This window comes from Roseateles amylovorans (genome assembly GCF_025398155.2).
Taxonomy (GTDB): domain Bacteria; phylum Pseudomonadota; class Gammaproteobacteria; order Burkholderiales; family Burkholderiaceae_C; genus Roseateles; species Roseateles amylovorans.
Window position 1 is genome coordinate 1,018,019 of record NZ_CP104562.2, and the last position, 25,232, is coordinate 1,043,250.

Annotated in this window: 22 protein-coding genes; 11 read left to right on the forward strand and 11 right to left on the reverse strand. The window is 68.1% G+C overall.

Annotated elements, in window-relative coordinates:
• Nucleotides 1–52 precede the first annotated feature (52 nt).
• Nucleotides 53–742 (reverse strand): response regulator transcription factor, encoded by a 690-nt coding sequence (locus N4261_RS04425; RefSeq protein WP_261759009.1) that lies wholly within the window; start codon nt 740–742, stop codon nt 53–55.
• On the reverse strand, nt 739–2,571 hold the full coding sequence (locus tag N4261_RS04430; protein WP_261759010.1) for a sensor histidine kinase: 1,833 nt from the start codon (nt 2,569–2,571) through the stop codon (nt 739–741). The genes N4261_RS04425 and N4261_RS04430 overlap by 4 nt, the downstream gene beginning before the upstream one ends.
• Before the next feature lie 474 nt (nt 2,572–3,045).
• On the opposite strand from N4261_RS04430, the gene N4261_RS04435 reads away from it, so the two are divergent.
• The 5 genes from N4261_RS04435 (at nt 3,046) to N4261_RS04455 (ending at nt 7,414) form a co-directional block, all read left to right on the forward strand.
• A complete protein-coding gene (locus N4261_RS04435) occupies nt 3,046–4,524 on the forward strand; it encodes a glycoside hydrolase family 5 protein (RefSeq protein ID WP_261759011.1) in 1,479 nt (492 codons plus the stop codon).
• Nucleotides 4,525–4,709: 185 nt separating this feature from the next.
• Nucleotides 4,710–4,952, forward strand: coding sequence for a glutaredoxin family protein (locus tag N4261_RS04440; protein ID WP_261759012.1), 243 nt, complete (start codon nt 4,710–4,712; stop codon nt 4,950–4,952).
• Between the two features lie 199 nt (nt 4,953–5,151).
• Nucleotides 5,152–5,646, forward strand: coding sequence for a hypothetical protein (locus N4261_RS04445; RefSeq protein ID WP_261759013.1), 495 nt, complete (start codon nt 5,152–5,154; stop codon nt 5,644–5,646).
• Nucleotides 5,647–5,669: 23 nt separating this feature from the next.
• Nucleotides 5,670–6,101 carry a hypothetical protein gene (locus N4261_RS04450; protein ID WP_261759014.1) on the forward strand — a complete coding sequence of 144 codons (432 nt, stop codon included), beginning with the start codon at nt 5,670–5,672 and terminating at the stop codon, nt 6,099–6,101.
• 182 nt (nt 6,102–6,283) lie between these two features.
• Nucleotides 6,284–7,414 (forward strand): NAD(P)H-dependent flavin oxidoreductase, encoded by a 1,131-nt coding sequence (locus N4261_RS04455; protein WP_261759015.1) that lies wholly within the window; start codon nt 6,284–6,286, stop codon nt 7,412–7,414.
• A gap of 71 nt (nt 7,415–7,485) precedes the next feature.
• On the opposite strand, the gene N4261_RS04460 is transcribed toward N4261_RS04455, so the two are convergent.
• The 3 genes from N4261_RS04460 to N4261_RS04470 all read right to left on the reverse strand — a co-directional run bounded on the left by N4261_RS04460 (nt 7,486) and on the right by N4261_RS04470 (nt 11,294).
• Nucleotides 7,486–8,517 carry an aldo/keto reductase gene (locus tag N4261_RS04460; RefSeq protein WP_261759016.1) on the reverse strand — a complete coding sequence of 344 codons (1,032 nt, stop codon included), beginning with the start codon at nt 8,515–8,517 and terminating at the stop codon, nt 7,486–7,488.
• Nucleotides 8,518–8,846: 329 nt separating this feature from the next.
• Complete coding sequence (gene rtcA / locus N4261_RS04465; protein ID WP_261759017.1) at nt 8,847–9,995, reverse strand: RNA 3'-terminal phosphate cyclase; 1,149 nt, start codon at nt 9,993–9,995, stop codon at nt 8,847–8,849.
• Between the two features lie 78 nt (nt 9,996–10,073).
• Complete coding sequence (locus tag N4261_RS04470) at nt 10,074–11,294, reverse strand: RtcB family protein (RefSeq protein ID WP_261760605.1); 1,221 nt, start codon at nt 11,292–11,294, stop codon at nt 10,074–10,076.
• A 343-nt stretch (nt 11,295–11,637) separates the two neighbouring features.
• Between N4261_RS04470 and rtcR the strand changes: the two genes are divergently transcribed.
• Nucleotides 11,638–13,272, forward strand: a complete 1,635-nt coding sequence (rtcR, locus tag N4261_RS04475) for an RNA repair transcriptional activator RtcR (protein WP_261759018.1) — start codon at nt 11,638–11,640, stop codon at nt 13,270–13,272.
• Nucleotides 13,273–13,756: 484 nt separating this feature from the next.
• Nucleotides 13,757–13,978, forward strand: coding sequence for a hypothetical protein (locus N4261_RS04480; protein WP_261759019.1), 222 nt, complete (start codon nt 13,757–13,759; stop codon nt 13,976–13,978).
• A 433-nt stretch (nt 13,979–14,411) separates the two neighbouring features.
• Here N4261_RS04480 and N4261_RS04485 read toward each other — a convergent pair whose 3' ends face one another.
• The 3 genes from N4261_RS04485 to N4261_RS04495 form a co-directional block, all read right to left on the reverse strand.
• A complete protein-coding gene (locus N4261_RS04485; protein ID WP_261759020.1) occupies nt 14,412–15,374 on the reverse strand; it encodes an alpha/beta fold hydrolase in 963 nt (320 codons plus the stop codon).
• Nucleotides 15,375–15,564: 190 nt separating this feature from the next.
• A complete protein-coding gene (locus tag N4261_RS04490; RefSeq protein ID WP_261759021.1) occupies nt 15,565–16,086 on the reverse strand; it encodes a MarR family winged helix-turn-helix transcriptional regulator in 522 nt (173 codons plus the stop codon).
• A gap of 58 nt (nt 16,087–16,144) precedes the next feature.
• A complete protein-coding gene (locus tag N4261_RS04495; RefSeq protein WP_261759022.1) occupies nt 16,145–16,531 on the reverse strand; it encodes a hypothetical protein in 387 nt (128 codons plus the stop codon).
• A gap of 160 nt (nt 16,532–16,691) precedes the next feature.
• Here N4261_RS04495 and N4261_RS26015 point away from each other — a divergent pair, with 160 nt between their 5' ends.
• A complete protein-coding gene (locus N4261_RS26015; protein WP_290428847.1) occupies nt 16,692–17,846 on the forward strand; it encodes a GGDEF domain-containing protein in 1,155 nt (384 codons plus the stop codon).
• Nucleotides 17,847–17,878: 32 nt separating this feature from the next.
• On the opposite strand, the gene N4261_RS04510 is transcribed toward N4261_RS26015, so the two are convergent.
• The 3 genes from N4261_RS04510 to N4261_RS04520 form a co-directional block, all read right to left on the reverse strand.
• Nucleotides 17,879–18,982: a catalase family protein gene (locus tag N4261_RS04510; RefSeq protein WP_261759023.1), complete on the reverse strand. Its 1,104-nt coding sequence runs from the start codon at nt 18,980–18,982 to the stop codon at nt 17,879–17,881.
• 232 nt (nt 18,983–19,214) lie between these two features.
• A complete protein-coding gene (locus N4261_RS04515) occupies nt 19,215–22,922 on the reverse strand; it encodes a CheR family methyltransferase (protein WP_261759024.1) in 3,708 nt (1,235 codons plus the stop codon).
• A gap of 148 nt (nt 22,923–23,070) precedes the next feature.
• A complete protein-coding gene (locus tag N4261_RS04520) occupies nt 23,071–23,355 on the reverse strand; it encodes a metal/formaldehyde-sensitive transcriptional repressor (protein ID WP_261759025.1) in 285 nt (94 codons plus the stop codon).
• Between the two features lie 162 nt (nt 23,356–23,517).
• Between N4261_RS04520 and dmeF the strand changes: the two genes are divergently transcribed.
• From dmeF to N4261_RS04535, 3 genes are all read left to right on the forward strand, one after another.
• Nucleotides 23,518–24,594 carry a CDF family Co(II)/Ni(II) efflux transporter DmeF gene (gene dmeF / locus N4261_RS04525; protein ID WP_290428848.1) on the forward strand — a complete coding sequence of 359 codons (1,077 nt, stop codon included), beginning with the start codon at nt 23,518–23,520 and terminating at the stop codon, nt 24,592–24,594.
• A 22-nt stretch (nt 24,595–24,616) separates the two neighbouring features.
• The gene (locus N4261_RS04530; protein WP_261759026.1) at nt 24,617–24,757 is read left to right on the forward strand and encodes a hypothetical protein; all 141 of its coding nucleotides are present in this window, start codon (nt 24,617–24,619) and stop codon (nt 24,755–24,757) included.
• A 181-nt stretch (nt 24,758–24,938) separates the two neighbouring features.
• Entirely contained in the window at nt 24,939–25,166 is a 228-nt protein-coding gene (locus N4261_RS04535) for a hypothetical protein (protein ID WP_261759027.1), read from the forward strand.
• The last annotated feature ends 66 nt before the right edge of the window (nt 25,167–25,232 follow it).

The window sequence follows — 25,232 nt, forward strand, 5'->3', positions numbered from 1 at the left end:
CTTCGTACCGAAAGCGGTTCAGACCATGCGATCGGTCAGTTCTGCCTGCCGCTCAGACGGGACTGTCGTCCAGCCGATAGCCCAGCCCGCGCACCGTCTTGAGCAACGGCAACGGATGGCCGTCGTCGATCTTCGCGCGCAGGCGCCGCACATAGACATCGACGATGTTGGTCAGCGGATCCACATGCACGCCCCAGACATTGGCCAGGATGCGCTCGCGGCTGAACAGTCGCCCCGGGGCACTCATCAGCAGTTCGAGAAACGCGAGTTCCTTGGCGGTCAAGGTCAGCGGCGCGTCCGCCCGCCAGACCTGCATGCGCTCCCGGTCCAGCACCAGGTCAGCCACCTGCAAGGTGGTGGCCACCGCCCGTTGCTCGCGCCCGCGCCGCAGCAAGGCGGTGATGCGGGCCAGCAGTTCCTCGAAGTCGAAGGGCTTGGTGAGATAGTCATCCGCGCCCAGGCGCAGGCCCTTGACCTTGTCCTCGGTGGTGCTCATGGCGGTGAGCATCAGGATGGGCACCTGGCCACCTTCGGCGCGCAGCGTCTGGCACAGGTCCAGCCCGTTGAGCCCCGGCAGCATCAGGTCCAGGATGACCAACGACACGCGCTCGTCCCGGGCCAGTTCCAGCCCCTGCGGACCGGTGCGCGCCACCTCGACCGTGTAGCCCTCCGCCTTCAGACCGCGGGAGAGGAAGTCGGCCACGCGAGGATCGTCCTCGATGATCAGCAGATGGCGGTTCATGGCGAGGTCAACGGGTGGTCGATGGCCTTGGGCGAGGCGAGGGCGGATGCCGAGGGGATGCCGACGCCCGTCTGGTTGCCTTCGTCATCCATCACCTTCAGCGCGCCGGCGCGCAGCGGCAGGCGCAACCGCACGCGGGTGCCGACGTCGGGCTGGCTGTCGATCAGGATCTGGCCACCATGGGCTTGAACAATGCTCTGCGCAATCGACAGACCGATGCCGGTGCCGTCGGCGCGGTAGGAGCGGGCGCGTCGGCCGCGCACGAAGCGTTCGAAGACCTGGTCCAGTTCATCGGCATCAATGCCGATGCCTTGGTCGCGGATGGCGATCTCGATCGCGTCATAGCGAAGCAGGTCATTCGGGGACACGTCGTCGGCGGTCTCGGCTGCGGGGTTCGTCGTCGTCCGATCGAGGGGAGGCGCGGTCGCCGCGTCCATGGGCGTTTCGGTCCCGTCGGCGTGCAGCAAGATGCAGTCCACCGTCACCTCGCCCTGCGGCCGTGAATAGCGGATCGCGTTGTCCAGCACGATCATCAGCGCCTGGCGCAGGCGTGCGGAATCGGCGCTGACGACCAGGTCCGCTGGCGGCAGCGTCGCCGTGAGTCGCAGCTGGCGCAGGGCAGCCATCGCGGCGGCTTGCTCCACCGTGTCCTTCACCAGCGCGCCGAGCGCCACCAGCTCGGGATGGATGAGCAGCTCGTCGGCCTCGGCGCGGGCGACCAGCATCAGGTCCTCGGTCACGCCGCTCAGCTGCTTGACGGCCGCCAGGATGCGGCTGAGCGCCAGTCGATAGTCCTCCGCCGGCAACGGGCCGGCACGCAGCGCGATGTCGGCCTCGCCGCGGATCACCGTGGCGGGTGTGCGCAGTTCATGGCTCAGATCGGCGAAGAGCTGCCGGCGCCGGTGGTCCAGCCGCTGCAGCGTCTCATGGGCCGACTGCAGTTCCCGGGTGCGCTCCTGCACCGCATCTTCCAGACGCCGACGCACCGCATCGGCCTCCAGGCGGTGTTGCTGCAACTCATGCGCCATGGCGTTGAAGTGGGCGGCCACGTGATCGAACTCGTCGCGCGATCCGGTCGATTCGCTCAGCGGAATGCGGTGGTCCAGCCGGCCGGCCTGAAGCGCTTGCGCCGCGGCCAGCAGCCGTTCCAGCGGCTGCTTCAGGCGATGGCTCAGGTGCAGGAACAATCCCAGCGCCACCGCGAAGGTGATCACCGTCATCAGCAGCGCCTGCTGGCGCAAGCGTTCCAGGCCGCCCTCGGTGGCGGCGCGGGCCATGGGCAGGGCCTTGCGTTGACCTTCGATCGCGCCGTTGAGCAGGTCACGCAGGTCGCGGCCGTGGGTGGTGTCGAACACCTGGTTGATCTGCTGCCAGACGCCGGAAAACGCGGCGTGGTCGTCCAGCGCCTTCAGCTCCTGCAACTGGGCCTGCACTTCCAGGATGTTGGCATCCAGCAGCGCGCTGATGTCCACCAGCTGTTCCACCTCCGCCGGCACCGGCACGCCGTCGCGCGCGGCAATGGCCCGCCAGGAGGCCAGGTGTCGGCGGGACATCTCGGTCAGTCGCCCGGCGCTTTCGTGCATCCGGTCCAGCAGCCGGTCGCGGGTGTCGGGCTGGGCGCCGGCACCCATCAACTGCTGCGCCGCCCAGGTGCGCAGGCGTTGCTTGTCGGCGGAGAGGTCCAGCAGCTCGGACAGCAGGTCGCTGGTGAGCCGACTGTGACGGGCGTAACCATCGACCCGGTCCGCCCCCCAGTAGACAAAGCCGGCCTGGATGCAGACCAGCGCCAGCAACGCCCCCAGGGCCAGCGTCAGTCGCCATCGATACATGCGTGTCCCCCTGGGCGTGGTGCGTGGAATCGGCGATTGTAGGAAGCCGCCATCGGCGTCGCGAGGGTGACGGCTTCGGTCGGACGGAGGTCCCGGATCGACGGGACCCGCCCGCTGGCCATCCCCGTGCGGATACACCTGGAGACCAGTGCGTCGGTTCGCTAGGTGATAACCCGGTGCAGTTAGTTCGACCGCCAAATTATTGTGAGCACCACGGCAGGTCGACCGCTGCAGGTCGATGCACCCGGGGTCCCCGGTGCGGCCGCCACAGAGGCCGGCACGGCGCGCAAGACCTTGCGGTCCCGCCGCCGCGAACCGCCCGATCAAGGAGACAGCCTTGTCCGCCCCGCCTGCGTCGGGGCCAGGGGTGTCGTTGTGCCATCGACGTTCCAACCGCCGGGCCGGCGCGAACCCCGCCATGACTGGGCCTACCCCATGAGAACCCCCATGCGACCTCTCTTTCGAATCCTTCCCATGCCTGATGCTTCTTCCGCGTCCCCGCACCCCCACCCCCACCCCCACCCGCGCCGGCTTCCGACCGTTCGCGCCGGCCGGGCCTGCCTGTCCGTGCTGGCGGTGCTCGGCAGCCTGCTGCTGGCCCCGCTGAGCCAGGCACAGACCTGCGGCAGCGGTGGCGGTGCCACCGTCTGCCTGACCAGCACCGGCAGCGCCGACAACATCGCCCTGAACTGGACGGTGAGCGGCACCGTCTCCAATGTGCAGGTCTATCGCGACACCGACAGCGAAGCCGCCGGCCGCACCCGGCTGAGCACCGTCAGCGCGTCCACCACCCGCTACACCGATGCGGCCGCGGCCGCGGGCACCCGCTATTGGTACTGGATCAAGTTCACCGCCAACGGCGCCAGCTACAACGCCGGCCCCGCCAACGCGGTGCGCACCACCGCCACCACCGGCGGCATGCGTGACCTCACCAGCACCCAGCTCGCCGCCCAGATGGCGCCGGGCTGGAACCTGGGCAACTCGCTGGAGGCCATCGGCGGCGAAACCGCCTGGGGCAATCCGAAGGTGACGCAGGCGCTGCTCACCAGCGTCAAGGCCGCGGGCTTCAAGACGGTCCGCATTCCGGTGTCCTGGGCCCAGTACGCCGATGCCAGCGACACCATCAGCGCCGCCTGGATGGCCCGGGTGACCGAGGTGGTGGGTTATGCGCGCAATGCCGGGCTGTACGTCATCATCAACGTGCACTGGGACGGCGGCTGGATGCAGCCGACCTATGCGCGACAGGCGGCGGTGAATGCGCGGCTGACGAAGTTCTGGACCCAGATCGCCAACAACTTCAAGAACCACGACGACTACCTGCTCTTCGCCGGCACCAATGAAGTGATGGTGGACGGCGATTACGGTACGCCCACGGTGGAGTACTACACCGTGCAGAACAGCTTCAACCAGACCTTCGTGAATGCGGTGCGCGCCACCGGCGGCAACAACGCCAAGCGCCACCTGGTGGTGCAGGGCTTCAACACCAACATCGACCACACCGTCAACTTCGCCACCCTGCCCAATGATTCGGCCAGTCGGCGTCTGATGATGGAAGTGCATTACTACGACCCCTACAACTTCACCCTGAACGCATCCAGCAACATCTGGCAGTGGGGCTCGATCGCCACCGATGCGTCGGCCACCGAGACCTGGGCCAACGAGTCGTATCTCGATGCGCAGTTCCAGAAGATGAAGGCCCGCTTCATCGATCCCGGCACGCCGGTGATCCTGGGCGAGTACGGTGCGATTTCACGCACCAACATCAGCGGCGCGGAGCGCTACCGGACCTACTGGGTGCAGTCGGTCACCCGGTCCGCCAAGGCCAAGGGCCTGGTGCCGGTGTACTGGGACAACGGCTACACCAGCAACAACAGCATGGGTCTGTTCAACCGCGCCACTGGGGCGGTGGTCTACACCGACCTGGTGAACACCATCGTCAACGCGTCGAAGTAAGACGCGGCGCGAGCGCCGCCGTGCTGCGGCGGCGCTCGCATGCTGTTCGCTGACCCGCCTCGCCTGCCGCCCGGTTCGGACTTCTGCACAGTGGGGCTGACCGGGCAAGCCCCGCCCCCAGACGCGGCGGGGCCATCGCCCGGCACGGCGGCGATGGGCATGCGCCTGCACCTACACTCGCCGCCATGCAACTCAAGATCGTCCTCTATTCCAAGTCGGCCTGCCCGCAATGCGACACGGCCAAGAGCCTGCTGAAGTCCCGATCGCTCCCGTTCGACGAGATCAAGATCGACGACGAAGACGAGCGCAAGGCCTTCTACGAGAAGTGCGGCCCCTCGGTGCGCCAGATGCCGCAGATCTTCATCAACGACCAGCGTGTGGGCGGCGTCGCCGGCCTGCAGGCCGCGTTGGCGCAGATCGCCAAATAAGCGTTGTCGATGGCCTGACCGCTGGGTCTGCCAGGGCGCTTCAGCCAGCGTGCGCGCGGAGCGGGCGCCGCCTCGCGACCGGTGGCGCGGAGGGCGCGCTCCCGAATCGCCGGCATCGCAACCTATCGATTGATGATGGCCCGTCTCCGTCGCGAGTCTAGGATCGGCTCCAACCGCCACCAGCGCCCCGGAGCCTTCCATGCCGTCTCAACGCCTGACCGAATCCAGCGTCGCCGATCAGGTGCTGGGCCATGCCCATTGGCCTGACCAAGCCTTGCAGGCGGCACGCACCCAGTTTGCGCAGTCCACCGCGCTGTCCGGTGCCGGCTGGCATGGTCCGCACGACATCCAGACGCTGATCGGCCTGCAGGGGCAGTTCCTGTGGTCCGAAGACGTCTTCCAGGTGCGCACCATCCTGTTCGATTTCGATCCCGGTCACATCGGATCGGAAGGCCGCTACCAGCTCGTCGGTGGCTGGACGTCGACCGAGCAGGGACGCTTCCAGTGCGTGCCCAACAATCCGGCGATCGGCTATGCCTTCATCGCGCTGCTGCCCGATGGCGGCGAGCCGCGCACCGTGATCGTGAGCGGCATGATGACCGGCAACGACTGGAAGATCTACACCGCGGTGTTGAACAAGGTCGGGCCCAACGGGCCGCAACTGCCGCCGTTCAGCGCGGTGCGCCTGAGCTGATCCGCCCGCGCGCGACATCCGACATGACCGAGCTGCCTCCGGGCCTGGACCCCTGGCAATTCTGGCGCTCGCTGATGCAGGGCGGCGGGGTGGCGCCGCCGTCGCTGGTGCAGCCGATCCTGCCGGGCTGGACCTTCAACATCAACAGCCACAACTCCACCGCGCCGCAGACCGAGGCAGCGATCCTCGCGGAGCACAGCTATGGCCGCCAGATCGGGCGCATCGCCGATGCCCTGCATGCATTGATCGGCCAGCAATATCCCGACGGGGCGCCGAAGGGCCCGTTGCTGGACTTCGACGCCATGTGGCGGGAGATCGAGCAGGTCAAGCGCCAGACCGCCGCCGAGCAACTGGACGCGATTGCGAGCAACCTCGCGCTGCTTCGGCGGGACGACCGCAAGGCGTATGAGCGCACGCGTCGCGCGCTTGAGGCGGCGCTCAAGCAGAACGCGTGATCGCGGCGGTTCCTGCGCGGTGCCGCGCCGCGCGGTTGCACCGTCCCTGAGCGGACATCGACCGGCCGGAAGGCCCTGTTTCGCGGGCATGACTCGGGCTTTGAGATGATGGGGCCCATTTCATTGCTGGATCGCCCCGTGCTCGGCCCTCGTCCGGCGCGCGACGTGCTCCCCACGCCATCATGTCCGTCCTGCCCGAATCCACCGTCGCCGCCCCGCGGGGCGAACCTGTCCATGTGGCGGGCGCGTCGTCCGCTTCGGCGATCACCTCGCTGCTGGGCATTCGCCTGCCGCTGATCCAGGCCCCGTTGGCGGGCGTGCAGGGCGCGCGTCTGGCCACGGCCGTGAGCCGCGCGGGCGGGTTGGGCTCGCTGCCGGCGGCGCTGCTCAATGCCCAGACGCTGCACAGCGAACTGACCTTGCTGCGCGACATGGGCCTGCCCTACCAGGTCAACTTCTTCGCCCACACGACGCCCCAGCCGGACGACGCCCGTGAAGCGCGCTGGCGCGAGCGCCTGGCGCCGTACTACGCCGAGTTCGGCATCGATCCCAGCCAGATCCAGCCGGGCCCGGTGCGTCAGCCGTTCTCGGCGGCGATTGCGGATCTGGTCGAGCCCTTCCGGCCGCCGGTGGTGAGTTTCCACTTCGGGCTGCCCTCCGAGGCCCTGCTGGCGCGGGTGAAGGGCTGGGGTGCGGTGGTGCTGTCCAGCGCGACCACGGTGCAGGAGGCGCTCTGGCTGGAGGCCAACGGCGCGGACGCGATCATTGCCCAGGGCTGGGAGGCCGGCGGTCACCGCGGGCATTTCCTCAGCGATGACCTGAGCCGTCAGCCGGGCACCCTGGCCTTGCTGCCGCAGATCGTGGCGGCGGTGGACCTGCCGGTGATTGCCGCCGGCGGCATCATCAACGCGGCGGGCATCCGGGCCGCGATGACGCTCGGTGCCCAGGCGGTGCAACTCGGGACGGCCTTCCTGCTGTGCGATGAAGCCACCACCAGTGCCGCGCATCGCCAGGCGCTGCGCGAGCCGGCCAAGCACTACACCGCCTTGACGAACCTGATGACCGGCCGCCCGGCGCGCGGCATCGTCAATCGCCTGATGCGGGAGGTCGGCCCGCTCAATGAGGTCGCGCCGGAGTTTCCCAACGCCAGCAATGCCCTGGGCCCGTTGCGCGCGAAGGCGGAGGCAGCGGGCAGCGGGGATTTCTCGCCGCTATGGGCGGGACAGAACTTCGCCGGCCTGCGCGAGATCGGCGCCGCCGCGTTGGTGGCCGAGCTGGCCTGGGCGTTCGAGCCGAACGACGCCGCGGAGTGACCGCGCGTTCGGCGTGCGGCGAGGTTCATCCGCGAGATCACCTCGGCCGCATGCGGTGATGCTGCGCAGGCTTACGGCAACGCGGCGCCACGTGCCGCTTCATACAGCGCGTACCAGTCGCCGCGGGACATCGTCAGCTTGAGCGCATCGCCGCAGGCGCGGATGCGCGCCGGCTGGCTGGTGCCGATGACCGGCTGAATGCGGGCGGGATGCCGCATCAGCCAGGCCAGCACAAGGCCTTCCGGGCTGACGCCGTGCTGCTCGGCGAGCTGATGCACCAGCGCGCGTGCGGGCTCATCGCGCGGATCCGCGGCGGTGTCGCCGGTGTAGCGGCCGCGCGCCAGGGCGCTCCAGGCCTGCAGCTGGATGCCGTCCTGCTGGCACAGCTCCAGCGTGCCGCCCCAGGCCAGCGCGCCGGCGCGTGTGCCGGCTTGACGGTCGTTGAAGCAGGTGCCCGCATCGATCGGTTCCAGATGGCCCAGACCCAGCTCCAGCTGATTGGCGACCAGCGGCTGATCGAGCGCCCGGTTCAGCCAGGCGATCTGCCCGGCATGCATGTTGGATACCCCAAAGTGGCTCACCAGGCCGCGGCTGCGCAGGCGCTGGAAGGCCTCGGCAATCTCGTCGGGCTGCATCAGCGGATCGGGGCGGTGCAGCAGCAGCAGGTCCAGCCGATCGGTGCCGAGCCGGCGCAGGCTGGCTTCCACCGCAGTCACGATGTAGTCGCTGCTCAGGTCATAGCGCTTGGGGCCTTGCGCATCGGCGAAGCGGATGCCGCACTTGCTCTGCAGCACGATGCGATCGCGCAGCGACGGCTGCCGGCGCAGCAGTTCACCGAAGACCGATTCGGCCTTGCCGAAGGTGTAGATGTCCGCGTGGTCGAACAGGGTGACGCCGATGTCCAGCGCCGCTTCGACCGCCGCATGGGCGTGGGCGAGGTGGTCGGCGGTCCAGTCCGTCGCGTCCCACGATCCGCCCAGGCCCATGCAGCCGAACGCCAGCCGGCTGGCCTTGGGCAGATGGCGTTGCAGTGGCAGCTCAAGGGTCGTGCTGGGGTTGGTGGCGGCGGAAACGGGTGCGTGCGCGGCAGGTGTGAGGCTCATGGTGTCCGGACGTCGTGGCGGGGAAGGGCGGTCAGTGGCAGGCCGAGGCGGCAAATGCCGCCAGGCCTCCCCCAGCACCGATGCGGCCGATGCGACCGATGCGCCTGGAGGACGCACGACGGCCGCAGGGCCGGCCGGCATTGTGGCCTGACTCCGCGCGCGAGCAAAACAAGCCTTGGGCAGGGCGATGAGCGGTGTCCGCCAGCCCCATCGGGTGCCGTCCAAGCGCAGCCAACGCCGTCCCGCCGCGTGACACCGCATCGAACCGAGTCCGCCTGCAGGGGCGATGCGCCACCCTGCGCCACCGGGACGCGCGTCGTCCGGCGGATCTATCGCGTGGCGTTGACCACGGTGCGGTTGGATTCCGGCGTTTCAGCCGATTCGGCCCCCTCAGCCGCCTCCGCCGAGGCCGGGCGCACGGTCACCTCAAACCGCGTGGTCGTGCGCACGACATCGAAGCGCACCGCCAGCACCTGTTCGATCACGCCGAAGTTGGTGCGGGTGTGGTCGGTCATCGTGCCGAAGCTGTAGCGGGCCGGACGACCGGTGTTCACCACCGCCAGGGCCAGCGGCAGCGCCCACTGGTCAGCCAGGTGCTCGCCCACCGCCCCGTCGCTGGCCTGGGCCGCGCGCACATCCTGGACCATCGCCGCAGCCACCGCTTCCGCGCTGAGACCGCGCTCGCCGAGCCGCATCAGCAGCTCGGTCGCATGCTCGTGGACCAGGGTGACCATGAGTGCATTGCCGGGGCCTTCGTTCTGTCGACACGGCAATTCACGCAGCTGGCCGGCCTCCCAACCCAGCGCCCGACCCAGGGCGTCCAGCTCCCGCAGACTGACGCTGCGCGGCAGGGCGGGCGCAACCACTTCGGCGAAGGCGTCCTGAGCCGCGCCACGTTCCAGGAGGTCGAAGGGCTGCGGGCCTTCGGCAGCCGGGTGGATGACGGCCTCGATCTCGCCGCCGCCCGCCGGATAGAAGCCGTGGCGACGCAGGCTCATCGTCAGCCCGACGCCGGTACGACGCACCAGCGGCGCGAAGCAGCGGTCCAGGAAATGAAAGGGCGGGGCCATGGGGTTGTGGGTGCCGCCGTGCAGCTGCAGCCGGCTCGGACCCTCGGCCAACATCAGCGGCGGCAGCACCGTCTGCAGCACCAGGGTGCAACTGCCCGCGGTGCCGACGGCGAAGTCATAGTCCCCCGCGCGCACCGGGCCGGGGTGGAAGCTCAATTGCTGCGAGCCGAGTTCGGCGCCGCTGACCGTCGCGCCCGAGATGGCTTGCGCCGCCTGGACGCAGGTCAGATGCTGGCGCATCAGACCGGGCTTGGGCCGACCGGCGCGGATGCGCTCGATCTGCAGCGGCCGGCCGGTGATGACGGACAGCGCCAGGCCGGTGCGCAGGATCTGGCCGCCGCCCTCGCCGGTGGCGCCGTCGAGCCGGATCAGCGCGGCACCGCGCTGCGTGGGAATATGCTTTTGCATGCTGAATTCTTCTGATGGAAGGCGACGGTCCCGGTCTGCAGGTGTCGGTCTGTCGGTCTGTCGGTCCCGGCGCCTCGCTCAACCCTTCACGCACACGACCTGCTTGAGGGTGTGCACCACCTCCACCAGATCGCGCTGGGCGTGCATGACCGCGTCGATGTCCTTGTAGGCCATCGGGATCTCGTCGATCACCTCGGCATCCTTGCGGCATTCGACGCCCTCGGTGGCGGCGCGTTGATCGGCGACGGTGAAGCGACGCTTGGCCTCATTGCGACTCATGGTGCGGCCGGCGCCGTGCGAGCAGCTTTCGAAGCTCTCCGGATTGCCCTTGCCGCGCACGATGTAGCTGCGGGCGCCCATGCTGCCGGGGATGATCCCCATCTGGCCTTTCTTCGCATTCACGGCGCCCTTGCGGGTCACGAACACGTCTTCGCCGAAGTGGGTTTCCTTCTGCACATAGTTGTGGTGGCAGTTCACCGCCTCGATGTGGCTCTCGAAGGGCTTGGCGATCACCGACCTGGCCGCCGCGATGACGCGACGCATCATGGCCTCGCGGTTCAGGGCGGCGTACTTCTGCGCCCAGCCCACCGCGCGGACATAGTCACCGAAGTAGCGCGCGCCCTCTTCGAAGTAGGCCAGGTCGATGTCCGGCAGATTGGCCTGGTTGCGCATCGCATCCTGCTTGGCCAGGTCGATGAACATCGAGCCGATCGCATTGCCCACGCCGCGCGATCCCGAGTGCAGCATGAACCAGACGACGCCGGTCTCATCCAGGCAGACCTCGATGAAGTGATTGCCGGTGCCCAGCGTCCCCAGGTGCTTGCGGTTGTTGGTGTTCTTCAGCTTGGGATAGTCGCGGCAGAGCTCGTCGAATGCTGGCGCGAGCTGGGCCCAGGACTGGTCCACATCCTCGGGCACATCGTTCCAGGCGCCCACATCGCGACCGCGGGGCGTGCGGCCGTGCGGCACCGCGCGTTCGATCGCGCTGCGCAGGCCGCTGAGGTTGTCCGGCAGGTCGTTGGCCGTCAGCGTCGTCTTGCAGGCCATCATGCCGCAGCCGATGTCCACACCCACGGCGGCCGGGATGATCGCGTTCAGCGTGGGAATCACCGATCCGATGGTTGCGCCGATGCCCAAGTGCACATCGGGCATGGCCGCCACGTGCTTGAAGACGATCGGCAGGCGGGAGGCGTTGGCCAGTTGGCGACGGGCCTCCGCCTCCACGGGCACGCCCTGGGTCCACATCTTGACGGGCACGCCGCCGGGGACTTGTTCCTGGTTGTAGGAGGTGGGGGACATGTCGTTCGGGGTGTTCATCTCGGACATATTGTTCTCGTTGTTCATGATGCGCTGTGTTCGATGAAAGAGTCGATGGCTCGATGCCTCCTTCATTGCAATGCCTGTGCCAGGTCTTGCCTGCCGCGTCGAGGCCCGCTTCCAAGTCGTTGATGCGATGGATGTTTTCATGCTTCTGCGGAATTGCAAAAGCATGGTTGCAACATCTCGCAGATCGATAGAGATAGCGCGACGGCTAATCCTGTAGAAAAATGGATACGGAGGTGCGGAGGCCTGGACAGCGCCCCCCACGAACGGCGCGACGGCGACGGTGCGACGGCGCAGGACTTGAACACAAGGTCGAGAGATGGCGAAGAAGAATGTGGTGATCGGCTTCCTGGGCACCCAGCTGGACGGCGGGAAGGGCGCCGGCCGGTGGGAGAAATGGCGGCCGACCGTGTCGCTGGTTCAGCATCACGATGCGGTGGTGGACCGGCTGGAGCTGATGTTCACCGCGCGCCACCTGGAGCTGGCGCGGCTGGTGCAGCGCGACATTGCGCAGGTCTCACCCGAGACCGAGGTGCGGCTGGTGGAGCTGCAGATCGATGATCCGTGGGACTTCGGCGAGGTCTACACCACGTTGTACGACTGGTCGCAGACCTATCCATTCGACCCCGCCCGTGAGGACTACCGCGCCCACATCACCACCGGCACCCACGTCGCCCAGATCTGCATGTTCCTGATGATCGAGGCGCGGTTCATCCCCGGGGTGCTGCTGCAGACCTCGCCGCCCCGGCGCCAGACGGCCGGCGACCCCGGCACGATGACGCTGATCGACCTGGACCTGTCGCGCTACGACCCGATCGCGCGCCGCTTCCAGGCGGCGCAGCAGGATGCGGTGGCCTTCCTCAAGCGCGGCATCGCCACCCGCAACCGGCGGTTCAATGCGCTGATCGAGGAAGTGGAGCGGGTCGCGGTGCGGTCACGCGCGCCGATGCTGCTGGCGGGGCCGACCGGTGCGGGGAAGTCGTTCCTGGCGCGTCGGATGTATGAACTCAAGCAGTCGCGGCACCAATTGGACGGGCTGTTTGTCGACGTCAATTGCGCCACGCTGCGCGGTGACGGCGCGGCGTCCACCTTGTTCGGCCACAAGAAGGGCGCGTTCACCGGCGCTGCGGCGGATCGACCCGGCCTGCTGCGCACCGCGCACAAGGGGCTGCTGTTCCTCGATGAGATCGGCGAACTGGGCCTGGATGAACAGGCCATGCTGCTGAAGGCGATCGAGGAGAAGCGCTTCCTTCCGGTGGGCGCGGACCGCGAGGTCGAGAGCGACTTCCAGCTGATTGCCGGCACCAACCGGGACCTGCGCGCCGAAGTGGCGGCGGGCCGATTCCGCGACGACCTGTTCGCACGGATCAACCTGTGGACCTACAGCCTGCCCGGCCTGCGCGACCGGCCGGAGGACATCGAGCCCAATGTGGAGCATCTGCTCGCCCAGGCCGCGCAGGACAGTGGTCGCGCGGTGCGCTTCAGCGCCGAGGCCAAGACGCGCTACCTGGCTTTTGCGCAGTCGGCGCGGGCGCCTTGGAGCGGCAACTTCCGCGACCTGAGCGCGTCCATCACCCGATTGGCGACATTGGCCGAAGGCGGGCGCATCAGCCTGCCGTTGGTGGAGGCCGAGATCGCCCGCCTGGCGTGGTTATGGGATCGCGGGGATGCCACCTTGCCGACCACGGGCGCGTCATCTCGCGGTCCCGCTGCCGCGCCTGACCTCACCGCCCTGCTGGGCGAGGAGGCTGTCGAGGCAATGGATCTGTTCGATCAGCTTCAACTCGCGGCCGTGGTGCGGGTGTGTCGCGGCGCGCGCACGCTGTCCGACGCTGGACGGCAACTGTTCCAGGCCAGCCGGGAAGCGCGCAGCGTCATCAATGATGCGGACCGACTCCGCAAGTACCTGCTGAAGTTCGGACTGAATTGGGAGCAGGTCATCGCGGAGACCTGAATGCCTGATGAACACGAGGGTGTGAGGCGGTCCAGTGATGCGCGGGCAGGTTGCGAACAGGCTGAAGGCGGTCGTCAGCGGGGCCGTCTTCAGATCTTTTCGTAAAGAGGGCGAAGCCGTTTTGACCGCCAATCCATCGCCTGCGTGGCTTCATGCGGCGGTGCATCAATCCGGCCGAGGATCGGCGCAGGGAGGTGCGGCGCTCGGTAATGGGTGGCTCATCGGTCGCCGGCGGCCATGCCTGTTCTGTGGCGTGCTGCGATGCAGCATGGGGACTGGGCGAGATTCGATCTAGCGGGTGGTCCGTCAACGCCGACGGTGTGGGTCGGGTTTTCACGCACGGTGCCTCATTGAAGGTGTACAAGCGCAGCTCTGACCCGGCGCATGCGCACGTTCCGGGCGCTCCCAGCACGCGCCGCCAGTCGGCTGCATCCATCAGACGATGGACGCCAGGATCCACGTTGCACGTGAGGCACGTTCATCCATGCAGACCCTTCATCACCACCTCGGCCGGACCTACCTGCTGGCCTGTTTCGGCGAAGGTCCCTTCCTGGGCCGTTTCATCGTCAAGGGCGAGGAAGACGGCCACCACGCCGTCACCGCCTGGCATGAGCTGGCCGACGAATGGCCCTCCGCCGAGGCGGCGCTGCAGCATGCGGGCACGGTGGCCCGGCAGTACATCGCCACCTTTGCGCAACAGGCCTGAGCACGGCAGTCCGCCATCCATTCGTAGCGTCTCGACATCCGCTTGCCCGGACGACGGCGCGCCCAAGAAGAGGCCCCCGGGCCGACAAGTCCAGCGGAGCAAGGAGATCCGGCTCTGCCGGGCTCCCTGCTCGTCCTTTGGGGTCGACGTCACTCGGTAGGGGGGGGGCTACTTCAGGTCGTCTTGGCCCGACGCATTCATGCAGAGGCCCAAAGGGCCGACAGGTCCAGCGGAGCAAGGAGATCCGGCTTTGCCGGGCTCGCTGCTCGTCCCCTGGGGACGCCCGGCGTCAGCCGGTAGGAGGGCTGCCCCACCCGACACGTTGATGGAGAGGCCCAAAGGGCCGACAGGTCCAGCGGAGCAAGGAGATCCGGCTTTGCCGGGCTCCCTGCTCGCCCCCTGGGGGGCCGGCGTTAGCCGGTAGGGGGGGGTCTTACCGAATGAATTTCAGGAGGTCGGCGTTGACGCGGTCCTTGTGGGTGTCGGTCAGGCCGTGCGGCGCGCCCTCATAGACGATCAGCGTCGACCCCTTGACCAGCTTGGCCGAGGCCCGGCCGGCGTTGTCGATCGGCACGATCTGGTCGTCATCGCCGTGGATGACCAGGGTCGGCACATTGAACTTCTTCAGGTCGTCCGTGAAGTCGGTTTCCGAGAACGCCTTGATCGAGTCATAGGTGTTCTTGTGGCCACCTTGCATGCCCTGGAACCACCAGTTGTCGATCAGGCCCTGAGACACCTTCGCGCCCGGCCGGTTGAAGCCGTAGAACGGACCGGTCGGAATGTCCTTGTACAGCTGGGCCCGGTTGGCCAGTTGCGCCGCACGGATGCCGTCGAAGACGTCCTTGGGCACGCCGTTGGGGTTCTTGTCCGACTTCACCATGATCGGCGGCACGGCCGAGATCAGCACCGCCTTGGCCACGCGGCTGGTGCCGTGGCGACCGATGTAGCGCGCCACTTCACCGCCGCCGGTCGAGAAGCCCACCAGCACCGCATTCTTCAGGTCCAGCGTCTCGATGACGGTGGCCAGGTCGTCGGCATAGTGGTCCATGTCGTTGCCGTCCCACGGCTGGCTGGAGCGGCCATGACCGCGGCGGTCATGGGCAATCACGCGATAGCCGTGGTCCGCCAGGAAGATCATCTGCGCTTCCCAGCTGTCGGAATTCAGCGGCCAGCCGTGGCTGAAGACGACGGGCTGACCGTTGCGCGGGCCCCAGTCCTTGTAATAGAGCTGCACGCCTTCACGGGTGGTGATGTAGCTGCCCGACGGTTGAGCGGCGGCGACCTTCGCCGGTGCGGTGGCCGGGGCTGCAAAGGCCGGCGTGGCGGCGGCGCCGGCTACAGCGATGGCCAGGGTAGAGAGGGCCAGGAATTGCTTGGAAAGACGAAGGGCGTTCATGGTGGTGCTCCGGTCAGTGAGGGATGAAAAGACAGGTGGTGTTGTGCTTGCTAATAGATCGTGTGCGAAGTAAATATCAGGGGAACGAGGAACGACGACATCGCAGCATGGTGAACTCGTGGACTTGAGAAAGTGAAGGCGCGACGAGGCGCAGGGGAACCGGGCGTGGCCGTGGCCGCGTGTCAGGCGGTCAGGCGCTGCTGCGGGACATTCGTCCCCGCAGCCTGAGCAGGCGGTCGCGGAGGTCGAGGATCTCATCGAGCGGGCTGTCGGCCGCCTTGGCAATGCACTGCGGGAGGTGGGCGGTGCGTTGCTGGAGGGCGCGGCCTTCGTCGGTCAGGGTGATCAGCACCTGGCGTTCATCCTTTGCGGACCGGGTGCGGGCCACGAAGCCGGCGGCTTCCAGGCGCTTGAGCAGCGGGGTCAGGGTGGGGGAGTCCAGGAAGACACGCTCGCCGACTTCACCCACGGTCAGGCCGTCCCGCTCCCAGAGCACCAGCATCACCAGGTACTGGGGATAGGTCAGATTCAGGTCCTTCAACAAATCGCGGTAGACCTTGTTGAAGCCCAGCATGGTCGAATAGAGCGCAAAGCAAAGCTGCTGATCCAGTTCGAGCGGCACGCTGGCCGATGCGGACGGCGTGGCATCCAGTGCGGATGACTTGCTGCGGACCGTGGTGGCCTTGCCGGTGGAGGAGGTGTTGCGTGCCATGGGTTGAACTTTAACTCGCACGCAAATCAATTGCAAGCGAATTTATTGCCGCGTCATCTCATTGCCCCAGCGAGTCGGTCCGGCGTGCGGTGGACCCGCTGCCGTGGCCCTGGCCTTGCGGACGTCCGAATTCCCGGGTTTCGATCGCATGGCAGGCCGCTTCGGTGGCGTAACTCAGGGCCTCGTTCTCGGTGGCCCAGGTGGCATCCAGCGACGGATGCAGGCTGTCGTCGTCCCCGCTGATCGGTAGGTCCGTCAGTCGGAAGTGGGCGCGCCAATCGGTGTCGCCCACCGGAATCGCCTCGACGACGTAAGTCACGCCCCGGTAGTGGCCCTCGCGGGTGATCGGTCGAAGGGTGTTGGTGGCCGAAGAAGACGCGGCAGAGGCGCGCGCCCGGTCGTCGGGCTGATCGGACGGGGTCTCGGGAAAGATCTCGGTGGCCATGGGGTTCTCCGGCGCCGGGTGGATGGCGCATGGCGCCGCAGCGGCAAAAGCCGGTCCCGCGCGGATGACTGGTCGTTGGACGGCGCCGGGCGGAGGGATCGGCCTGTCCGACTTGTGACAATATGGCGAACAGACCCCACAACCGACACCGACCTCGATCTTGGATGCCCTGCTCGCCCAGCTTTCTTCCTCCGTTCCTGCGGCGCGGAATCTCGACCAACTCACCCGCCCGCTGCTGGAGATGCTGGGCACGGTGACCGGCCTGGAGTCGACCTACTTCACCACCATCGATCTGGCCAACGGGTCGCAGACGGTCCAGATCGCCCGCAATGTCGGCCACCTGCAGATCCCCGAAGGCCGCACCGTGCCCTGGGAGGACACGCTGTGCAAGCGCGCGCTCGACAGCGGATGTCTGGCCACCAACGAGGTCGCCACCCGCTGGTCGGATTCCGTCGCCGCCCGCGAGCTCGGCATCCAGACCTATGTCAGCTCGCCGATCCGCAGCGAGGATGGCGAACTGCTCGGCACGCTGTGCGCCGCAAGCGCGCGGCGCGAAACCATCCCACCGGAAGCGGAACACCTGCTGCGGCTCTTCTCGACCTTGGTCAGCCAGTTCATCCAGCGCGAGCGCCTGATGGCGGACCTGCGCACTGCCAATGAACGGCTCACCACCTATGCGCTGACCGATGCGCTGACCGGCCTGCCGAATCGGCGCGCGCTGTTCGACGACCTGCAGCGCTTGCTCAATCGCGCCGTGCGAGACGGCACCAGCGTGCTGGTGGGCTGCATCGATCTCGATGGCTTCAAGGCCATCAACGACCGCTATGGCCATCAGGTGGGCGACCGCTTCCTGCAAGCCGTGGCCCAGCGACTCTCACTGGAACTGCGCGGCTCGGACCTGCTGGCCCGCATGGGCGGCGACGAGTTCGTGGTGGTCGGCCCCGGCGCCGACATGACCGATGCCCCGGCACCCAACGGCCCGCAGATCGACCGGGGCGAGCCCCAACTGGCCGCACGCACGTTGCAGCAGCGCGCGACCCTGGCCACCGTTGGCCGCTTCGAGCTGGGTGAGCAGGTGCTGCATTACGCCGGCGCCAGCGTCGGCGTGGTCGCCCTCAATCCGGTCGGCCTGAGCGCTGAAGAAGCCCTGCAATTGGCGGACGCGCGCATGTATGAGGTCAAGCGCGGTCGTCATCAGCAGGCGCAGAGCGGACAGAGCGGAGAGAGCGACCAGAGCGGACAGAGGGTGCACCCAGCGCCGTCGGCCCCGAAGGTCGAGGCCATCGTCCCCGGCACCACCGCGCCGCACGCCTGATCCCCGGCGTTGCGTCCCGTCCTTCGGTGGCCTCAGGCCCGGCGCGTGAGCCGCGGTTCGTGGATCGGGCAGCGATTGAATGACCCGCGGAACTGACGCGAGGCCTCCAGCACCACCCGGCGCGCCCGATTGACCGCACCCAGCGGCCGATGGGCCGCCAGCGCATGCCAGGGGTCGAAGGCGAGCTCGTCTTCCTCCACCTGGCTGCGCCCCTGCAGCCAGCTCTGCTGCTGCGGGATCCGCAGCGAGGCCACGGCCACCCACGGGCTCAGTTCCTCCGGCCAGCGCACCGACGCATCCTCCACCGGCATCCGGTCCCGGTCGGTACACAGCTGCGCACGAAGCTCCCATTCGGCGGGCTCGCCGTTGTGGGCGAAGAAGGCGGACACCGCATGCCGGAGCAGATCGTCGTCATCCCCCTGCAGCCGCTGGTCGGTGAGCGCCGTCAACGACGGCGACACCGGCGCGATCGAGAACTTGGCGATGTACGGCCCGTAGAGGAACGGCGTCTGCGAGAAGTAGGTCTCGCCCAGCGGATGGGCCTGCGGTTCCCCGCCCAGCGCCTTGAGCTGCGCGCTCTCGCCGCCCACGGCCTCGATCATGGCCTCCGCCCCCTGCAGCACGCTGGACAGCAGTTCCTTGGCGTGGGGCGCCTTTTCGGTGGTGGCAGCGAGCAGCTTCACATCCTTGAGGAAGTCCTTGGGTCCGGCGCGCGAAAACGCCGGGCCGTTGACCATCAGGAAGTCCTGCGTGTCGTGGTCCCAGGACTCCTGCACCCGTTCGCCGGGCACCCGCATCAGCTTCAGGGCCAGCGCGCGCGGGGTGGACACCTGGTCCGAGAGCTGCTCCGCGGGCGGCGAGGACAGCCGCATCAGCGCGTCGTATCGACCCGGCTGGGCAAACAGGCCCTGGGCATAGGGCGGGGGCAGGTCGTCCAGGACAGTGAGCGTGCCGCGCAGCAAGCCGTGGCCCTTGGCATGTACCGCGCGAAAGGCGTGGCCCTCGGTGTCGGCCACGGTGTGGGCCATGTCGAGGAAGACCTCGACCAGTTCCCGGATGGTCTCGATCTCGCCGGGTTCGGTCTGCTCCATGTCGGGCTGGAATGGCACCGGCTGAAGGTCGGGCGAAAGGCTCATGCGCTGGCTCCTCGGGGCGTCGCTGTTCTGCTCCCAATCGGCAATGCACATGCCCAGGCCAGATCGCTCGCCTGACCCTGTGTGCGCTGGCGAGCGCTGAGGGGGACGACCGCTGTCCCCGATGCCTACGGGGTTTGCGCACGGATGGCCCGCTGCGGCGGGCGCGGCGGGCCACAGGCCGGCGTGGGACGCCGCCGTCCGCCCGCGGCCTCAGCGCGGCATCAATGCGGTCTCAGCGCGGCAGCGCCAGCACGAGCTTCTCGATCAGCAGGTCCACATCGACCGGTTTGGCGATGTGATCGTCGAAGCCTGCGGCAATCGCTTCGTCCCGATCCTGCAGCGTGGCCAGTCCGGTGAGGGCGATGGCGACCACGCGATGGGCCGCAGTGACCACTGCGCCGTCCGCAGCCGAGGCCTTGGCATCGAAGGCGCCGCGGCGCTCTCGTTCGCGGAGATCGCGGATCAGCGCATAACCGTCGGCGCCAGGCATGGCCACATCGCTGACCAGCGCATCGATGCGGCCCTGGTCCAGCGCTTCGCGCGCCGCCGCCACCGAGCCGGCGGTGCGAACCGCCGCACCGGTGGTCCGCAGCAGGTGCTCCACCGCCTCCAGCGCATGGGGATCGTCGTCCACCACCAGCAGGCTCAGCCCGGTCAGGTCATGTGCCGCCACATTGCGAACCGCGGGGGCATCGTCGCTGGGGGTCACGGAGAAGTCGATCGCCGGGAAGCGCACCGTCAGGCGGGTGCCGCGGCCCTCGCCATCGCTGTACGCCGTCACCGTGCCGCCGTGGGCGAGCACCAGATGCTTGACGATCGACAGCCCCAGACCCAGGCCGCCGTATTCGCGGGTGCGGCTGTTGTCGGCCTGGGTGAATCGGTCGAACAGGCGAGGCAACTGATCGGCGCGGATGCCGATGCCGTTGTCCACCACCGCCAGTTCCACCATGGCGCCGACCCGGCTCAGGGTGGCGGTGACCCGCCCGCCATTGGGTGTGAACTTCAGGGCATTGCCCAGCAGGTTGGCGATGATCTGCTGCACCCGGCGCGGATCGCCCTGGATCCGATGGGCCTGCTGCAGCCCGCCGGCCTGCAGGGTGAGGCCCTTGGCATCGGCGGTGGGCGCCTGGCTTTCGGTCACCGCACGCAGGCTGGCACTCAGGTCGATCGGGCGCATCTCCAGCGCCAGATGGCCGGAGGCGATGCGCGAGACGTCCAGCAGATCGTCGATCAACTGCGACTGCGACTGGCAATGCTTGAGGATGGTGGCGATCGCCCGGGTGGCGGTCGCCTCGCTCAGCATCTGCCGCTCCTGGGATTGCCGGAGCACCGAGGCCCAGCCCGCGATGACGTTCAACGGCGCGCGCAGCTCATGCGAGACCATGCCCAGGAACTCGTCCTTGGCGATGTTGGCCCGCTCGGCATCGCCGCGGGCGCGCTGGGCGCTGTCCAGGGCGCACTTGAGCTCATGGATGTCCTGGAAGGCGATCACCGCGCCGTCGATGCGGTCGTCGGAGGTGCGGTAGGCCCGCACATTGATCATCCACCAGTGCCGCTCGTTGTCCTGGTATTCATGCTCGACCGCGGCCAGCCCCTGCACAGCGGTCTGCACCAGCTGTTCCAGGTCGCCCACCGCAAAACGGCTGCTGACCTGGCTGATGGGCTCGCCGATGTCGCCCGGCGAGAGCCCGAACAGCTGCGCCGCCTGCGGCGACGCGTGCCGGAGCTTGTGCTGCCGATCCAGCAACACCACCGGCAGCGGAATGCCTTCGACCAGGTTGCTCAGATCGTCATTGACCAGATCCAGTTCGTCGTTGCGGGACTTGAGCTCGTCATTGAGCGAGATCAGCTCCTGGTTCGCCGATTCCAGCTCCTGCTTCGCGCTCTGCAATTCCTCATTGGCGCTCTGCAGTTCCTCGTTGGTGCTGAGCATCTCCTCATTGGCGGTGCGCAGTTCCTCATTGGCGGACTCGAACTCGCTGACCATGGTCTTGAGCTGCGCCTGGGTCGCCTCCAGCTCGTCGGACAGGGTGGTGACGGTGCGCTCCAGATCGTCCATGCGCGGCGGCTGCGACGGCAACACCAGGCTGGGACCGATGTCGTCGAACTGCGGCGCCAGCGTGACCAGGAAATGCCGGGCCGCGCCTTCGGCCTCGAACGGCAGCACCTCCAGCACATAACGCAGCTCATTGAGCTGCACCCGCTCGCGTCGCACCGGCTGGGCGGTGCGCTTGGCCTCGATCAGCGCGGTGCGCACCGGCACATTGAGCTCGGAGTGCAGCAGGCGCGGCAGCGCCAGCGTGGCCTCGCCGCTGGCGGGCGAGATGAAGGCCGCGACATCACCGCGGAACTGCACCACGTCGCCGTTGTCGTTGACCACGAAGCCCGGCGGCGCATAGCGGGCCAGGGCGACCCGGTTGGCCGCTTCCGCCACCCGGTCGGGCTGCGGCGGCATGGCCGCGCGGGGCGTGTTGCCCTCGCTGGCCCAGGGGCGCAGGGCGTCGATCGGGAAGAGCGGGCGCGGCCGTCGGGCCGCGCTCAGCTTGCGGAACAGATGCGGCGCGCCGGCATGCTCGAAGCCGTCCGCGGCGGAGGCGGCCTCGGCGCGGCCGAGGATCATGAAGCCGTCGGGCCGGCAGGCGTAGTGCAGCACTTCGAACACATGCTGCTGGGCTTCCTTGCGCAGGTAGATCAGCATGTTGCGGCAGCTGATCAGGCCCATGCCGGAGAAGGGCGCATGGGTGAGCAGGTTGTGCCGCGCGAACACGCACATCTCGCGCAGTTCCTTGGCCACCAGGTAGCCGCCGTTGCTGGGAACAAAGGCCGAGTCCCGGAACGGCTGCGGCACGTTCTCCAGCGCGGCGGCGGTGTAGCGGCCGGCGCGGGCGGTTTCGATCGAGGCTTCGTTGATGTCGGTGCCGAAGATCTGCACCCGTCGGTTCGAGCCCTCGCTCTGCAGCGCGTCCCGCAGCAGCATGGCGATGGTGTAGACCTCTTCCCCGGTGGAGCAGGCCGGCACCCAGATCCGGATCGGATCGTGGCGCAGCTCCAGCAGCTTGGGGATGACCGTCTGCCGCAGCACGTTGACGAACTCGGCATCGCGGAAGAAGGCGGTGACGCCGATCAGCACATCGTCGCGCAGGCTGGCGGCCTCCTTGGGATCGACTCGCAACAGCTGCAGGTAGCCGCCCACGTCGCGGTCCTTCTGCAGCAGCACCCGTCGCAGGAAGCGCCGGCGCAGGTTGACGTCCTTCACATAGCCCAGGTTCACGCCGGCCTTTTGCTGCACCAGCGCCAGGGCGGTTTCCAGCGCATCGGCGTTGGGGTCCGGGGTCTCGGCGCCGGTCGCGGCGGGCAGGGTGTCCGGTCGGCCAAAGCGCTGGACCAGGCTCGGTGCGATGTCGGCCGGGGGCAGCACATCGTCGATCAGGCCGGTGTTGATGGCCGCAGTGGGCATGCCGTCATGGGCGGCGGTCTGCGGGGCCTGGGCAATGGCCAGGCCGCCGGCGGCCTTGAGGTCGACGATGCCGGCCGCGCCGTCCTGACCCGCGCCAGACAGGATCACCACGGCGGCATTGACGTCCGGATCCTGCGCCATCGACGCCAGGCAGGTGTCGATCGGCAGATGCAGGCCCGGCGGTCGACGGGTCACCCGGAAGTGGCCGTCCAGCGCCATCACGCTGGCGTTCTCCGGCATCACATAGATGCGGCCATGTTCGATCTTGCGCAGATGCTCCAGCCGCTCGACCGGCAGCACCGTGCGCGGCTGCAGCAACTCCGGCAGCCGCGTCTCTTCATTCGGGTCGAGATGGGTGATGACGAGCACGGCGAAGCCGGGCTCCTCCGGGAGTCCGGACAGCACGGTGCCCAGCACTTCGATGCTGCCGGCGGATCCGCCCAGCACCACCACCCGTACCGCTGAATTCTGTTCTGGCTCCAAGCCGTTCCCCAAGGTCAGTCGCTGCAGTGCGGCGCAGTCTACCGTTGGCGGTCCGCAGGGCCGTCCGCGTTCCTGCGTAGCCCATTTGGCATGCGGCTTGCTCCGCGGCGGCGCCGCAGCGATCGCCCGGCAAACGGCGTGCGCGAGGTCAGCGCAGATAGGATTTCAGTGCGGTGATGACGGCGTCCGTGTCCCGGGCGCGGGCGGCGGCATCCAGGTCGGGATCGCCCAGGTGCTCCCGCACATGGCCTTCCAGCACCTCCGCCATCAAGCCGTTGACGGCGCCGCGGATGGCGGCAATCTGCTGCAGCACCGCCAGGCAATCGGCGTCCTGGGCGCCCTGATCGACGGCGCGCTCCAGCGCCGCGGTCTGGCCCTGGATGCGGCGGATGCGGGTGAGCAGCTTCTTCTTCCCGGTGACGGTATGTGCCATCGGCGCATTCTAGAAGCCCTGCCGAGGGGGCTGCTTATACTGGGGGGGAGTATTCGGCCGCCCTGTCGCTTCGCCCAGTCGCTTCGCCCATTCGCTCCGCTCATTCGCTCCGCCCACTCGCCCCAGTTTGTCCGCCCCGCGCCCGTTGCCACCCTGACCACCATGTCTCCAACGATCCCACCAACGCCCACTCCTTGGCATCACTCGCATGTCTTCGATGAAGGCAATCCGCTGGCCGAGCGCAACACCCGATGGGCGGTGCTGCTGACCGTGCTCATGATGGCGGCGGAGATCGTGGGCGGCTATGTGTTCAATTCGATGGCGCTGCTGGCGGACGGCTGGCACATGAGCTCTCATGCCGTGGCGCTGGGCGTGGCGGTGCTGGCGTACGGCGCCGCCCGGCGTTGGGCGGGCCATGGTCGGTTCGCCTTCGGGACCTGGAAGATCGAGATCCTGGGCGGCTTCAGCAGTGCGCTGCTGCTGGTGGGCGTGGCCGGATTGATGCTGTTCCAGTCGGTGGAGCGGCTGATGACGCCTTCGCCGATCCATTACGACGAGGCCATCGCCGTGGCCGCGGTGGGTCTGCTGGTGAACCTGGCCTGCGCCTGGCTGCTGCGCGGGGGACACCATCATCACGGACACGGACACGGACACGGACACGGACACGGACACGGACACGGACACGGACACGACCACGACCAAGACCACGACCACGACCACGACCACGACCACGATGGCGTTCATCGTCATGGTCATGCGGACGACGCACCGCGCGCGCCGATTGGGACCGTCGCCGCCGGCCCTGCCCAGCATGATCTCAACCTGCGCGCGGCCTATGTCCATGTGCTGACCGATGCGGCGACCTCGGTGCTGGCGATCGTGGCGCTGTTCGGTGGGCGCTGGTGGGGGGCGGACTGGCTGGATCCGGTGATGGGGATCGTCGGCGCGGTGCTGGTCGCGGTCTGGGCCCGAGGGCTGTTGATTGACACCGGCCGCGTGCTGCTGGATGCGGAGATGGACGCCCCGGTGGTGGCCGAGATCCGCGAGGTGATTCAGGCCAGCCCGTGGCCGGCGTCGATCTCCGACCTGCATGTGTGGCGGGTGGGCCGGGCGCAGTACGCCTGCATCGTGGCGCTGGTCACCACGTCGGACGCCACGCCGGCCGACTTCAAGCAACTGTTGGCCGTGCATCAGGAACTGGTTCACATCACGGTCGAAATCAACCGTCCGGCCCTCTGAGGCGGCGCCACAATCGCGCCCCATGAAAACGAACTACATCTTTGCCGCCATCCTGGTGTCCAGCCTGATTGGCGCCTTCATTGCCAGCCGCTCCATGAAGACGGTCTTTGCCCTGGTGTCGGGTGCGCTGGCCCTGTATGCCTTGCTCCGACAGGTGATCTGAACCGGTCCGACCTCCGCCTGAGGGCCTCCCCCGTCTCCTCCAAGATCCCTCCCGGATCCTTTCCCGGCCCCCTACCGGATCCGCCCCCGATCCCATCCAGACACATGCTGATACACCCCATGGTGGGATATCCCGTCCGCCGTCCCGCGCCGATAGTGAGCACTCGACGGGAGATAACAACATGCGGTACGGCCACAACGAGGGACTGGGGGTCCAACCCCCGCACCACCAACACCAGTTCAGCCTGGTGATGCAACGCATCCTGCGCCAGACGGATCTGCTGCTGCAGCGCCGTCAGGCGCCGGCGACCGAGCCCGAAGCGGCACCGCCGCTGGATGGGCTGGAAGTCCATGAGTCCACCTGGGATGAGTGGGCAGAAGTGATGAGCCACCAGCTCGACGGGCGCTGATCGCCCGCGCGGGGCCCGGGCGTCGCCTGGACCCGCCGTGCGCAGCGCGCGGCGCTGCGCCCACGC

Excerpts from the sequence above, each read along its gene's own strand:
- N4261_RS04425 (WP_261759009.1), bottom strand. The coding sequence starts at position 742 with ATGAACCGCCATCTGCTGATCATCGAGGACGATCCTCGCGTGGCCGAC.
- N4261_RS04430 (WP_261759010.1), bottom strand. The coding sequence starts at position 2,571 with ATGTATCGATGGCGACTGACGCTGGCCCTGGGGGCGTTGCTGGCGCTG.
- N4261_RS04435 (WP_261759011.1), top strand. The coding sequence starts at position 3,046 with ATGCCTGATGCTTCTTCCGCGTCCCCGCACCCCCACCCCCACCCCCAC.
- N4261_RS04440 (WP_261759012.1), top strand. The coding sequence starts at position 4,710 with ATGCAACTCAAGATCGTCCTCTATTCCAAGTCGGCCTGCCCGCAATGC.
- N4261_RS04445 (WP_261759013.1), top strand. The coding sequence starts at position 5,152 with ATGCCGTCTCAACGCCTGACCGAATCCAGCGTCGCCGATCAGGTGCTG.
- N4261_RS04450 (WP_261759014.1), top strand. The coding sequence starts at position 5,670 with ATGACCGAGCTGCCTCCGGGCCTGGACCCCTGGCAATTCTGGCGCTCG.
- N4261_RS04455 (WP_261759015.1), top strand. The coding sequence starts at position 6,284 with ATGTCCGTCCTGCCCGAATCCACCGTCGCCGCCCCGCGGGGCGAACCT.
- N4261_RS04460 (WP_261759016.1), bottom strand. The coding sequence starts at position 8,517 with ATGAGCCTCACACCTGCCGCGCACGCACCCGTTTCCGCCGCCACCAAC.
- rtcA (WP_261759017.1), bottom strand. The coding sequence starts at position 9,995 with ATGCAAAAGCATATTCCCACGCAGCGCGGTGCCGCGCTGATCCGGCTC.
- N4261_RS04470 (WP_261760605.1), bottom strand. The coding sequence starts at position 11,294 with ATGTCCCCCACCTCCTACAACCAGGAACAAGTCCCCGGCGGCGTGCCC.
- rtcR (WP_261759018.1), top strand. The coding sequence starts at position 11,638 with ATGGCGAAGAAGAATGTGGTGATCGGCTTCCTGGGCACCCAGCTGGAC.
- N4261_RS04480 (WP_261759019.1), top strand. The coding sequence starts at position 13,757 with ATGCAGACCCTTCATCACCACCTCGGCCGGACCTACCTGCTGGCCTGT.
- N4261_RS04485 (WP_261759020.1), bottom strand. The coding sequence starts at position 15,374 with ATGAACGCCCTTCGTCTTTCCAAGCAATTCCTGGCCCTCTCTACCCTG.
- N4261_RS04490 (WP_261759021.1), bottom strand. The coding sequence starts at position 16,086 with ATGGCACGCAACACCTCCTCCACCGGCAAGGCCACCACGGTCCGCAGC.
- N4261_RS04495 (WP_261759022.1), bottom strand. The coding sequence starts at position 16,531 with ATGGCCACCGAGATCTTTCCCGAGACCCCGTCCGATCAGCCCGACGAC.
- N4261_RS04510 (WP_261759023.1), bottom strand. The coding sequence starts at position 18,982 with ATGAGCCTTTCGCCCGACCTTCAGCCGGTGCCATTCCAGCCCGACATG.
- N4261_RS04520 (WP_261759025.1), bottom strand. The coding sequence starts at position 23,355 with ATGGCACATACCGTCACCGGGAAGAAGAAGCTGCTCACCCGCATCCGC.
- dmeF (WP_290428848.1), top strand. The coding sequence starts at position 23,518 with ATGTCTCCAACGATCCCACCAACGCCCACTCCTTGGCATCACTCGCAT.
- N4261_RS04530 (WP_261759026.1), top strand. The coding sequence starts at position 24,617 with ATGAAAACGAACTACATCTTTGCCGCCATCCTGGTGTCCAGCCTGATT.
- N4261_RS04535 (WP_261759027.1), top strand. The coding sequence starts at position 24,939 with ATGCGGTACGGCCACAACGAGGGACTGGGGGTCCAACCCCCGCACCAC.